10 protein-coding genes are annotated in these 12,077 nt (G+C 52.5%); 7 read left to right on the top strand and 3 right to left on the bottom strand.

The features are described from left to right. The first annotated feature begins 203 nt into the window (after positions 1-203). The 4 genes from HQL65_07740 (at position 204) to HQL65_07725 (ending at position 4,927) form a co-directional block, all read left to right on the top strand. Positions 204-1,274, top strand: a complete 1,071-nt coding sequence (locus HQL65_07740) for a hemerythrin domain-containing protein (GenBank protein ID MBF0136116.1) — start codon at positions 204-206, stop codon at positions 1,272-1,274. Between the two features lie 350 nt (positions 1,275-1,624). Then, positions 1,625-2,779: a DUF262 domain-containing protein gene (locus HQL65_07735; GenBank protein ID MBF0136115.1), complete on the top strand. Its 1,155-nt coding sequence runs from the start codon at positions 1,625-1,627 to the stop codon at positions 2,777-2,779. Then, a complete protein-coding gene (locus tag HQL65_07730) occupies positions 2,748-3,857 on the top strand; it encodes a DUF3696 domain-containing protein (protein MBF0136114.1) in 1,110 nt (369 codons plus the stop codon). Before HQL65_07735 ends, HQL65_07730 begins: the two co-directional genes overlap by 32 nt. Positions 3,858-4,069: 212 nt before the next feature. Further along, on the top strand, positions 4,070-4,927 hold the full coding sequence (locus tag HQL65_07725; GenBank protein ID MBF0136113.1) for a hypothetical protein: 858 nt from the start codon (positions 4,070-4,072) through the stop codon (positions 4,925-4,927). A 116-nt stretch (positions 4,928-5,043) separates the two neighbouring features. Here the strand turns inward: HQL65_07725 and prfA are convergent, their stop codons facing one another. Together prfA and HQL65_07715 are read right to left on the bottom strand one after the other, a co-directional pair. Next, entirely contained in the window at positions 5,044-6,132 is a 1,089-nt protein-coding gene (gene prfA / locus HQL65_07720) for a peptide chain release factor 1 (protein MBF0136112.1), read from the bottom strand. A gap of 2 nt (positions 6,133-6,134) precedes the next feature. After that, a complete protein-coding gene (locus HQL65_07715) occupies positions 6,135-7,436 on the bottom strand; it encodes a glutamyl-tRNA reductase (protein ID MBF0136111.1) in 1,302 nt (433 codons plus the stop codon). A gap of 207 nt (positions 7,437-7,643) precedes the next feature. On the opposite strand from HQL65_07715, the gene HQL65_07710 reads away from it, so the two are divergent. The 3 genes from HQL65_07710 to HQL65_07700 all read left to right on the top strand — a co-directional run bounded on the left by HQL65_07710 (position 7,644) and on the right by HQL65_07700 (position 11,355). Continuing rightward, positions 7,644-8,768, top strand: a complete 1,125-nt coding sequence (locus tag HQL65_07710; protein MBF0136110.1) for a glycosyltransferase family 4 protein — start codon at positions 7,644-7,646, stop codon at positions 8,766-8,768. 77 nt (positions 8,769-8,845) lie between these two features. Beyond that, complete coding sequence (locus HQL65_07705) at positions 8,846-10,177, top strand: undecaprenyl-phosphate glucose phosphotransferase (protein ID MBF0136109.1); 1,332 nt, start codon at positions 8,846-8,848, stop codon at positions 10,175-10,177. Positions 10,178-10,197: 20 nt separating this feature from the next. Continuing rightward, entirely contained in the window at positions 10,198-11,355 is a 1,158-nt protein-coding gene (locus HQL65_07700) for a glycosyltransferase family 4 protein (GenBank protein ID MBF0136108.1), read from the top strand. Between the two features lie 144 nt (positions 11,356-11,499). Here the strand turns inward: HQL65_07700 and HQL65_07695 are convergent, their stop codons facing one another. Then, positions 11,500-11,877 (bottom strand): DUF805 domain-containing protein, encoded by a 378-nt coding sequence (locus HQL65_07695; GenBank protein ID MBF0136107.1) that lies wholly within the window; start codon positions 11,875-11,877, stop codon positions 11,500-11,502. Positions 11,878-12,077: the final 200 nt, after the last annotated feature.

Raw genomic sequence — 12,077 nt, 5'->3', positions numbered from 1 at the left:
GAGGAAGGGCACAGCCCTTCCTCCTGGACCTCCATCCCGGTTTTTCATTCGTTTTTTTTTTTGAAATTAACAAATTATTAAACAGCCTCTGAAGGCTTTTTCCCGGGCATTACCCCCAATAAAGAATTGCAATCCGGCTTTTCCTGCCATCCGGGATCCCATCCCGGTCTTTGTCTTCTGCAAATGATTCTGGAGAAATCAGAATGGCCAGAGAACAGAACCTGACAGTAAAATCATCCGTACCTGGAAACACGCCCACGCCTGATCTGGGATCCTCTCTTGCCCAGGATATGGTCATTGACAATTTCAGGGGCAATCTCATGGCGCGTCTCCGGGAAGTGAAACCGGAACAGATGCATCAACAACATATGGGATTGGTAGAAATTACGGCGGACCTTTACAACAGGGTCAAGATTTTTCAAAGGGGAAAGCCAACGCCCAACAACATCCAGGATTTGAACGCCTCTCTGGCAAAATTGTTTCTTTATACGAATCGCCACTTTCAGGAAGAGGAAGCCTTGATGCTTCGCATCAAGTATCCATATCTGAAAGAGCATCAACAAGCGCACAAGGATTTTGTTGTTCGTCTGGAATCCATTAAAAAACAAATAGATACGGATGGTGTTTCCTACATCATGGATCTTTTTTTTCTTGTGGTTGGCTGGTTGTTCGATCACATCAATACACTCGATATGCAATATTCCCGTTTTCAGCAGGGAGTGCAACCTGCGTCCCTCCCGGGACTCCAGGCCAGGTCGATGCCGTCACCGACAAAATCCTCATCAACAATACCATCGCCCTCCTCGGCGACCACGCCCAGCGACTCCTTCAATCCGGCGCAATTCCGGTCCAAATTGAAAAATCAGCTTCAGGATGTGGGGGTGGCCCAGTTCAACCGCGACCACCAGAAACTCATGGATCATATCCTGGAGTTTCACGAATTGATCGACGGATTGAACCGGCGGCGTCCAACCTCTCGGGATTGGGAATCGATCAATCGCCTTCTCGGCTTCATGGGCGAGTACGGGCAATCCCATTTTCAGGGTGAAGAAACCCTGATGTTGCGCCACAAATATCCAGAATACGAAGCCCATCGGCGCGAACACAACGATCTGCTGACCAAATTTTCATTGATTCGCAACAAGCTGATCCGCGAAAAAAATATTTTATTTGCCGTGGATTTGAAATTTTTTCTGCTCGAATGGCTCTTGAACCACTCCTCGCGCACCGATATGCAATACCGGGATTTTTTTCGCGGCAAGGGTGTTACCTGAGAGGTTGTCCCGGAGGGTTCCCGGAGGATGTCTGAGAGCGTGTGTTTAAACGCCGTATCTCGCTACTTTGACAAGGAAAAATAGTGTGTAATCCTATTATCTGAAAATTCATGGGCAGCCAACGATGATCAAGGCCCAGGTTTGGAACGGTTATTGCGGGTTATTGCGGGTTGTGGATCCGGCCATGCCGGACGGACTTTGGCAGTTCCAATGGTGGCTTGACATGGGGTGTCCGAGTTGTTATGCTCCCAGGGACAGTCTAAAACTTATCGTTTGGTATAATCCGGCGGTGGTCTGCTGTTGAGGCCAGCGAATACAGATATAACTATCCATAAGCGGGTTTGAATATCATGCAGGACGAAGAAAATTCAGCCGAGGAAGTCGAACCTGAAGATGTTGGAATAATCCAACCATTCAACCCATCTGAAATCCGTATTGAGACACAACAGATGAGTCTTGATACGTTGGTTAAACGAATCCGGGAAAACGAAATTGATCTTTCTCCGGATTTTCAAAGAAACGAGGTGTGGAAGATTGGTGCAAAAAGCAGATTGATCGAGTCGTTGCTGATTAGAATTCCCCTGCCCGCTTTTTACATGGATGCCACCAACGAAGACAAGTGGGTCGTTATCGATGGTTTGCAACGTCTTTCAACGTTGCGTGATTTTATTATTGGCAAACAGGTGGATGGCTCAAATAATTCCATGAAGCTTTCAGGTCTGGAATTTTTGAAAGATTTTGAAGATAAATGTTTCAAGGATTTGCCCAGAAATTTTCAGAGGCGCATAGAAGAGACACAGGTTACGGTTTACAAGATTGAGAAAGGCACGCCTTCCGGAGTCAAATTTAATATTTTCAAACGCATCAATACAGGGGGATTGCCGCTCTCATCCCAGGAGATTCGACACGCACTTAATCAAGGACCGATCAATCCTCTTCTTAAAGAAATGGCCGAGTCAGAAGAGTTCTGCCTCGCTGTCAGCGATAGGATAAAAGAAAAAGAGAGGATGGCAGATCGTGAATATGTGTTGCGTTTTTTTGCTTTTGTTCGGAACACTCCCGAGAGTTATGATAACAGGATTAAGGATTTCGATACATTTTTAAGCGATTCCATGGCTGAAATAAACAAATTGACAGACCAGGAACGTTCTATTCTTAAAAATAGGTTTCTTCGTGCCATGAAAATTGCCCGAAAGATATTTGGTCCAAAAGCGTTCCGTAAACAATTTAGGGGATCAAATAAAGGTTTTCCGATCAATAAATCATTATTCGAGGCATGGTCAGTCAATCTGGACTCTTTGTCGGATGATCAGGTCCAGATTCTGACGGACCGAAACAATCTTTTGAACGAAAAATTTCTCAAAATCATGGAAGAGCAAGAGTTTTTTGATTCCATCACCCAGGGCACAGGCTCCAGAAACCGTGTTCAACTGCGATTCAGAAGGATCCGGGAAATCATACAGGAGGTGTTGGATGCCCACCCATCTGACGATTCGTCACTTTAAATGCTTCAACCGGGAGACATTTCACTTCCGCAATCTGAATTTGCTGACGGGAATCAACGGTACAGGAAAATCGTCTGTGTTGCAGGCAATGTTGTTGTTTCGCCAGTCTTTTGAAATGGGGATATCACCAGGACAGGGTCTGGCACTCAACGGCAACCTCGTTCGACTCGGAACGGCAAAGGATGTTTTTTTCGAAGATGCGAAGGAAGATATTATTGAGTTCGGTTTTGGCGGTCAGAATGGAGTCTTGTCGGAATTCAAGTATGTGTATGACAAATCCCGGGATTTTTTACAGCCCTGCTCAACTCCGGATACATCGCGTGAGGAATTGTTGGGATATAAACTTTTTTCTGATAAATTTCATTATCTGCAAGCTGAACGAACCGGTCCTCGCCATGCATTTCCCATGTCGGACCAGCATGTCCGCGTTCAGCGGCAACTTGGAACAGTTGGTGAATACACAGAACATTTTTTGAACATTTATCACGATCAGAAAGTGTTGGCAGAGCTGTCCCACAAAAATGCACGATCCGGCTCTCTGCTTGCCCAGACAGAAGCATGGTTGGGGGAAATCAGCCCAGGGGTTGAAATTCACCTGACACCTCACGCAGATATGGATTTGATAAAACTCGGTTTTTCTTTTGTCGGAAGTCGCCAGAAAACAGGTGAATTCCGTTCTGCAAGTGTTGGATTTGGAATCTCCTATGTCCTTCCGATTCTTGTTGCCATTCTTTCCTCATCATCCGGTTCTCTCATTCTGTTGGAAAATCCGGAAGCTCATCTCCATCCAAGAGGCCAGGCAAAAATGGGTGAACTGATGGCGCGTGCAGCATCGGCTGGTATTCAACTGATCGTCGAATCTCACAGTGATCATATCTTGAATGGCATTCGCATCGCAGTACGCCAAGGTATTCTATCCCCCGCAGATGCGGCTTTTTTCTTTTTCTCCAGAGATGATAAGGATGGACGCATTTGCAGCAAAATCGAAACCCCTGTGATTGACAAAAATGGTCGTATCAATCATTGGCCAGATGGTTTCTTTGATGAGTGGGAAAAAAGCCTGGAAAGCCTCTTTTGACATCCGGAAAACCGGTGGATCAGCCGTCCGGGTTTGGTATATCCATTCGGGGTTTGACCACCCCGGATGCATGGAATGATTCTGGCACGTCAAATGATCACGGTTGATCTACTGGTTCTGGAGGCATGCAGATGGATCTGGTCTTGAATGAATTGTCCATGGATGCTCTTGCTCCAAGCCGGGAAGAGGCCAGAAACCGGGTCAGGACATTTTTGGAAACGCTCCGGTCGGCTTTCAAATATGGCGTGCCTCGCCAGCTTCGCACAAAAGAAGCCTTCAAGGATTCTCTGCTTGCCGAAAAATATTCCTGGTGGACGTGGATGAACGATCCTGATGTTGGGAAGGAGGAAAAACAATACCTGAAAGCTCTTGCCACCAGAGCGCCATTTTTGGATGGTTTGCCTGATGCCCAGGAATTTGCCGATGATTGTGAACTCTTTTTTGATCATCACAAGGCGGAAGGTCTTAAAGTGGCCTATCTGGTTGATGGTCTGTCCGTCAGTTTGTTGTCATCCTCGTTATGGAAATCACCCTCCCTGCCAGCAACCCTCCGTGAATTGCAGGAGAATGGGAGCATTCTTGAACGGAAGGTGAATATTCGGCATGCCAGCCTTGCCTGCCATGTCGAGAATGAACACAGCCACTGGATCGTCAGCAACCTGAAGGAATCGGTTGCCAATGGGGCGGAACTCCTGGAGCGTTTTCCAACTTGTTTCCCGTCGCTTGCATTGTGCGATGCTGTCCATGAACACATGCGCAACTTGCCGGTTCATATTGTACCCACATTTTTTCGCGGGTTGCGTTGCCTTGAGGAATATTGTCAATCATGGAAGTCTGGAGGTTTCAACCTTGCCGACCTTGGGTGCAGATCAACCTCGGAAGGACAAACCGCCAAGGTAAAGTATGGAATAGAAAGAACGTATCTGTGTCCCGACGGGATAAAAAGAACTTTCACCTACCACGTGAAACTTGGAAATCCCTGGAGGATCTATTACGACCCTGCACCTGGTCCAGGAAAAATGTACATTGGATTTGTTGGTCGCCATCCAAGAAACAAGCACGACAAATAATATAATATTTTTATTATATTATTTGCATCCATGGGGAATCAACCCGTGGTTGACCGGGTCCTGGTGTCTTTGACGCGACATATTGTTGGCAGTGACAGGAAATCATCCGCCGCTGTTCAGGACTCTGTTTCACCCAGATGACTCAACAATTCGGCCTGATGATGGGTGGCCAGGGCATTGACCACATCGGCCAGGTCCCCGGCCAGAACGGCATCCAGTTTATGCAGGGTCAGGTTGATGCGGTGATCGGTGAGACGGTTTTGGGGAAAATTATAGGTTCGAATGCGCTCGGAGCGGTCTCCGGAGCCAACCTGGGTCCGGCGTTGCTGGGAACGTTCATCGGCGGCAGCCTGCTGTTCCCGGTCATAGAGGCGGGCGGTCAGGACTTTCATGGCCTTGACCTTGTTTTTATGCTGGGATTTTTCGTCCTGACAGGTCACCACCAGGCCGGTGGGCAGATGGGTGATGCGGACTGCGGAATCGGTGGTGTTGACGCTTTGGCCTCCCGGGCCTGAAGAACGATAGACATCGATGCGCAAATCCTTGTCATCCACGGTGACATCGACGGCGCTGGCCTCGGGAAGAATGGCCACGGTGCAGGCCGAAGTATGGATGCGTCCCCCGGCTTCGGTGGTGGGCACCCGCTGGACCCGATGCACGCCGGATTCAAACTTGAGCGTGGAATAGGCCCGTTGTCCGACAATCATGGCAATGACTTCCCGGAATCCGCCCAGGGGGGTGGGGCTGGTCGAGAGGAGTTCGACCCGCCAGTGGCGTGATTCGGTAAAGCGCGTGTACATGCGCAACAGGTCGGCAGCAAAGAGGGCGGCCTCTTCGCCTCCTGTTCCGGCACGGATTTCCAGGATGACGTTTTTTTCGTCATTGGGATCCGAGGGGATGAGCATGCGCCGCAGGTGTTCCAGATGGTCATCCAGGCGATGTTTGAGCAGATCGGCCTCTTCGCGAGCCATCTGGCGCAACTCTGGATCGGCGGTGGCATCGGCCAGCATGGCTTCTGTTTCGTGCGCTTCCTGTTGCAGGCGTTGATATTCCCGCCATCCCTCCACCACCGGATCCAGCTCGGAAAACTCCTTGCTGAGACGGGCAAAGAGGGAGGAATCGGCCATGGTGGCGGGTTGGCCGAGGCGGTCGGCGAGTTCGGCGTGCCGCCGTGCCATGACGATCAATTGGTCAAACAGGGCCATGATTATTCCCGGGTGTCGGTGCTTTCGTTGGTGGAAGAGAGGGGATCCAGATCAAAAATCTGGCGGGCAGCATCGACAAACAGATCCCCATCCCGCCGGGCACCGAGCTGGCGCAGCCGGCTGACGGGGGCATGCAAAATTTTGTTGACCAGAAGCCGGGCCAACTCCTCGACCCGCTGCCGGTCCGGATCGGTCAATCCCGGCCATTTGGCCGTGACGCGGGCCACCTCGGCATCGCGAATTCCTTCCAGACGCTGGCGCAAGGCAATGATGGTCGGCAACACACCCAGGGAGTCAAGCCAGGCGGCAAAAACTGGAACCTCGGCGTCGATGATGCGGTCGGCAGCCTCGGTGGCCTGGTGTCGTTCCTGGCGATTTTGTTCGACAATGCGATTCAGGTCGTCCATGTCATAGAGAAAGGCACTGTCCACATCGGCAATCCGGGGATCAAGGTCCCTGGGCACGGCAATATCGATGAAAAACATGGGCCGTTGCCGACGTTTTTTCAGGGCGGCCCGGACCATGGGTCCATCGACCAGATAGGCGGTGGAGCCGGTGGAGGAGATGACGATATCGGCCCGGTCGAGATTGTCGGCCAGTTTGTCGAGAGGAAAGGCATGGCCGCCAAAGGCGGTGGCCAGATTTTCAGCCCGTTGCAGGGTGCGGTTGGTCACCAGGACATGGGCAATGCCGTTGCTTACCAGGTGGCGGGCGGCCAGTTCGCACATCTCCCCGGCCCCGATCAACAGACAGCTTTTGCCTTCGAGACTGCCAAATATTTTACGGGCCAGTGCCACGGCGGCATAGGCAACCGAGACCGCGTTTTCGGCAATGGCGGTTTCGCTGCGCACCCGTTTGGCCACCCGGAAAGCCTGGTGAAAAAATTTGTTCAGGATGGGACCCGTGGCCCGGACCTCGGCGGCATCGTGGTAGGCCTGTTTCATCTGCCCGAGAATCTGGGGTTCACCGACCACGAGCGAGTCCAGGCTGGCAGCGACGCGATAGCCATGCCGAATGGCCAACTGGTCCTGAAAAGCGTATAGATGGGGGGAGAGCTGTTCAGTTTCCACCTGATGGGTCGTGGCAAGCCAGGTCCGAACCGTGGCGATGGCCGTTTCCGGTTCCCGGCTGGTCAGATAGACTTCGACCCGATTGCAGGTGGAAAGAATCACCCCTTCGGCGACACCATCCAGGGCAACCAGGGCTGCCAGACTCGCGGGAAGGGCCTCGGCAGTGAAGGCCACCCTTTCTCGCAAGGCGACGGGTGCGGTTTGATGGTTGAGTCCCACGACGGCGATTTTCATGGGTCCTTGCTTGTCTTGGCGCCCCGGGGCAGCACAACTCCGGTGGAAGTTCGCCGTATATTGTGGACAATATCCAGTAAGAGGCTGTCTGATAACTTGTTCATTTCAAAAAAAAACGAACCAATTTTTTTTATCCGAGAGTTCATGGACAGCCTCTAAGAAACCTTGGACACGGATCATAAACCGAATGGGTGGGGTGAATAAAGGATGACCGTATATTCTTCGCGACCGGCTCTCCTGTTGCTGAACTCCCTGGCCACAGGTGGTTCCGAACGCAAGAGCGTTCTGGTGGCTGCGGCCCTGGCCCGGGAAGGGTGGCCTGTGGAATTGGCCTATCTCAACCCGCCCCATGATCTGGCTCCCTTGTTGACGGGTACCCTCACGCCTCTGCATCTGGCGCGGCAGCATAAATTCGATCCCCGCGTCGTCTGGCGTTTGCGGCAGCGTCTTTTGACCGGGAACATCGGCTCGGTCTGGAGTGTCAATCTTTACCCGGTTCTTTATGCGGCCAGTGCCTTGTGGGGGTTGCCCGGGCGACGCCTGCTTTGTGCCCTCAATACCAGCACCTTTTCCAGCCGCAGGGATGCCCTGAAAATGGTGTTCTATGCCCCCCTGTTGCGACGGGCCGATCATCTCCTGTTCGGCTGTCGCAGTCAGATGGCCCATTGGCTGACCCGGTATCATCTTTCGGGTCCGCATGCTGAACCTCTCTACAACGGCGTGGACGCCAGCCATTTTGATCCGGCCCTGTTTATTGCCCGGCGTTCAGAACTGCGCGCCGGTTTTGGTTTGGGTCCCGATGATTTTGTCATGGGCAGCGTGGCCCAATTGCGACCGGAAAAAAATTTGGGGCAACTGTTGGACGCGGCAGCCCGCTTGCGGGCTACGGGTGTGTCGGTTCAACTGCTCATGGCCGGGGAGGGAGCGGAGCGTCCATTTCTGGAAGAACGTGCCAGGCAGTTAGGTTTGGCAGGTTTATTGCATTTGCCGGGACGGATTGCAGATGTACGCCCCCTGTTGGCCGCCCTGGATGTGTTTGTCTTGCCATCCATCGCCGTGGAAACTTTTTCCAATGCCGCCCTGGAAGCCATGGCCATGGCGTGTCCGGTCATTCTGGCCATGACCGGGGGTGCGGAGGAGATGATCACCCCCGGTGTGGACGGGTTTCTTTTTCCTTCCGGTGATGTGGAAGCATTGACGGACCGGTTGCAGGTTGCCCGAAAAATGGGTAGTGAAACAGGCAGCCGGGCGCGTGTCACTGTCCAGAAATATTTTTCCTGGGAGACCATGCTCGATCACTACCGGCGTCTCCTCTTTGACCGTTCAACATGAATCGGAGCCTTGCCTTGCCTCGCCATGATACCACACCGTTGCCGACCTTGGCTGCCAAAGCCCTGCTGGCCCCCTCGATGAATGCGGCCACTCTGGCAGGATTGACGTGGTATTTTCACCATGAAATAAACGCTTATCAGAGAAATTTCATCATCCTGGCGGCCATTCTGTCGTTTTTGATGTTTCGCAATGTGGAACTGCCTCACTCCACTCTCGACCTGATTGCCGACAAACTGCGACGGATTCTTTCTGCCTGGATGATCACCCTGACCCTCCTGCTTCTCGTGTGGGTGATGGGCGAATACGAGCAGAATTTTTCCAAATATGTGATCCTCACCTGGTCCGTGGTGGCTCCCCTGGCCCTGGTGATGAGCCAGATTCTGATCCAAAACCTGTTGCAATGGTTTTTCAAGCATCACCAGAGAGGGGAGGATTCGGTCGTCATTGTGGGCATCACCATGGTGGGTCTGCGTTTCGCCGGGGAGATTCAAAACAATCCCCTTATGGGCAAACGTTTTGTTGGTTTTTTCGAAGATCGGGATATTGAGCGGTTTCCGAATGTCGATAAAAAATTTTTATTGGGACGCACGGACGACCTGGTCGAGTTTGTCAAAAAGAATCATATCGGCTATATCTATGTTTCCCTGCCGATCACCACGCAGGAGAGAATTTTCAATCTTTTAAACAGTTTGGCGGATACGACAGCATCGGTCTTTTTTCTTCCCGATGTGTTCATCTACGACCTGGTCGATGCCCGCTTCGACACCATCAACGGTTTGCCGGTGGTGGCCATCTGCGAAACGCCCTTCTATGGTCTGAATGCCATCAAAAAACGCCTTTTCGATATCATTGTTTCTTCATTGGCCCTTTTGCTTCTGGCTCCGGTCATGTTGATCATTGCCCTGGCCATCAAGCTGGAGGATCCGTCAGGTCCGGCCATTTTTCGCCAACGCCGTTATGGTTATGGGGGGCAGGAGATCACGGTTTATAAATTTCGTTCCATGCGGGTGCTGGAAGATGGGGGTGTGGTCAGACAGGCCACGCAGGACGATCCGCGTGTCACCCGAGTCGGAAAATTTTTGCGTCGTTCCTCCCTGGATGAAATATTGCAATTCATCAACGTGCTGCAAGGCCGCATGAGTGTCGTCGGACCCCGTCCCCACGCCGTGGCCCACAATGAAGAGTTTCGTAAATTGATCAAGGGCTACATGCTGCGCCACAAAGTGCAGCCAGGCATCACCGGCTGGGCGCAGGTCAACGGATTCCGGGGCGAAATCCGCAAAAGCAGTGACCTGGAAGCCCGCACCATGTTCGATCTGGACTATCTGCGCTGCTGGTCCCTGACCTTCGATCTCTGGATTCTTGTCCGCACCGTCTGGATCGTCCTCAGAGGCAATATGGCTTATTGAAAATGGGCAGGCAGGCAACAATGGACAATGACCAATCAAGGCCCTTGTCACTGGCCTTGGTTCGCCAGAAATATTCCCCTTTTGGGGGGGCGGAACGTTTTCTGGAACGGGCCATTCAGCACCTGGGGCAGGAAAATCTGGCCTTGACTGTCCTGACCCGGAGCTGGCCGGCAGCCGCAACCGGGCAGGTCGCCATCCGGACCTGCCCCGCCAAAACCTGGGGTCGCTGGCATCGCGATTGGCGATTTTCACGCTGGGTTTGCCAGACGGTTGCCCGTGAAGCCTTCGATCTTGTCCAATCCCATGAACGGATTCCCTGCTGCGATATATTTCGGGCCGGAGATGGGGTCCATCGGGAGTGGTTGCGGCAACGTGCCCGGGTTCATTCGCCGTGGGACCACTGGTTGACCTCCCTCTCGCCTTTTCATCGCCGGGTGCTGGCGGCAGAGGCGGCCCTGTTTCACAGCCACCGTTTGCGAGCCGTCATCTGCAACTCCACCATGGTCCGGGATGAAATCCGCACCCATTATCAGGTTCCGGCCCGGCAATTGTGGGTCATTCCCAATGGCGTGGATGGCACCCTTTTTCATCCAGGTTTGCAAGTGCAGCATCGACGGGAGATGCGCCAGTCGCTCGCCATACCCGAGACGGCAGTGGTTCTATTGCTGGTCGGTTCCGGTTATTTTCGCAAGGGGGTGGATCATCTATTGAAATTATTTCCGTTGTTGCCTGAATCGGTCTGGTTGCTTGTGGTGGGCAACGAACGCCACCTGAAGCGCTATCGACATAGAGCCGCTGGTCACCCCTCGGGAGAGCGTATCCGCTGGCTCGGTCCGCAACAGGATGTACGGCCCTTTTATGGCACAGCCGATCTGTTCGTCCTGCCTGCCTTGTACGATCCGTTTCCCAATGCGGCCCTGGAGGCCATGGCCGCCGGTTTGCCGGTGGTGGTCTCCACCAAGTGCGGTACCGTGGACCTGATCGGCCAGGGTCAGGGCGGGCGCGTGGCCGATGCCCTGGATCAAAATGCCTGGCTGGAACACCTGCATGCCCTGCTCGACCCGGCTCTGCGCCATGCCTTGGGCATCCAGGCACGCGCCATGGCCATGACCCTGACCCTCGAACAGATGACGGCCAGGTTGCTTGAATTGTATCGGGAGTTGTTGACGCAACCGTGAAGCAGCGTTGACAAACGCCCGATGCGGGATTATTGCCTGCGACGCATGTATTGATCAGGTCAAGCCTGCTGCATGGCCTCTTTGAAGCAGCGTTGACAAGCGCCCGATGCGGGATTATTGCCCGCGACGCATGTATTGATCAGGTCAAGCCTGCTGCATGGCCTCTTTTGGATTGTCTCCATACTGATTTTGCCCTGGCTTGCCGTCCAGCACCATGAAGATGATCAGTGCAATGGCACCAAGCAACGGAATCAGAACAATCAGCAACCACCAGCCGCTGCGGTTGGTATCGTGGAGTCTCCGAACAGAAACGGCCAGGGAAGGCAGAAAGGTGGCCAGTGTATAGACGCCCCCCAACAAACCCATGCCGGCTTCGTGATTGAAGCTTCCTGTTGTCATGTCGGCGGCCATGAGCAGAAACATGATGATTATATTGAATAGTGTAAAATACCAATACTCTTTTCGTCTGGCTCTTCCGCTGAATGTGGCGTATTTTTTTAAGCATGTCAGGTACCAGTTCACGTTTTTCTCCTTTATATCTCTGCATCAGGAACCATAATTCATACAAACCTGCAATCAATGAACAATTTATTCAGAGGCTGTCCATTAATCCTCGGACAAAAAAATTGGAAAGAAAGATTTTATTGGGGATCCGCCCTAATCGGATAAAAAATTGGAAAGAAAGATTTTATTGGGGCTCCGCCCCAAACCCCGCCAGGAGG

It is taken from the genome of Magnetococcales bacterium, from assembly GCA_015228935.1.
GTDB lineage: Bacteria > Pseudomonadota > Magnetococcia > Magnetococcales > DC0425bin3 > HA3dbin3.
The sequence above is the reverse complement of the archived record's forward strand: the minus strand, read 5'-3'. Positions and strand labels throughout refer to the sequence as shown.

What these genes read in the sequence shown, in the direction of transcription:
- prfA (MBF0136112.1), bottom strand. Translation starts at nt 6,132, where the DNA reads ATGGCCCTGTTTGACCAATTGATCGTCATGGCACGGCGGCACGCCGAA.
- HQL65_07705 (MBF0136109.1), top strand. Translation starts at nt 8,846, where the DNA reads ATGAATGCGGCCACTCTGGCAGGATTGACGTGGTATTTTCACCATGAA.
- HQL65_07740 (MBF0136116.1), top strand. Translation starts at nt 204, where the DNA reads ATGGCCAGAGAACAGAACCTGACAGTAAAATCATCCGTACCTGGAAAC.
- HQL65_07700 (MBF0136108.1), top strand. Translation starts at nt 10,198, where the DNA reads ATGGACAATGACCAATCAAGGCCCTTGTCACTGGCCTTGGTTCGCCAG.
- HQL65_07730 (MBF0136114.1), top strand. Translation starts at nt 2,748, where the DNA reads ATGCCCACCCATCTGACGATTCGTCACTTTAAATGCTTCAACCGGGAG.
- HQL65_07735 (MBF0136115.1), top strand. Translation starts at nt 1,625, where the DNA reads ATGCAGGACGAAGAAAATTCAGCCGAGGAAGTCGAACCTGAAGATGTT.
- HQL65_07710 (MBF0136110.1), top strand. Translation starts at nt 7,644, where the DNA reads ATGACCGTATATTCTTCGCGACCGGCTCTCCTGTTGCTGAACTCCCTG.
- HQL65_07715 (MBF0136111.1), bottom strand. Translation starts at nt 7,436, where the DNA reads ATGAAAATCGCCGTCGTGGGACTCAACCATCAAACCGCACCCGTCGCC.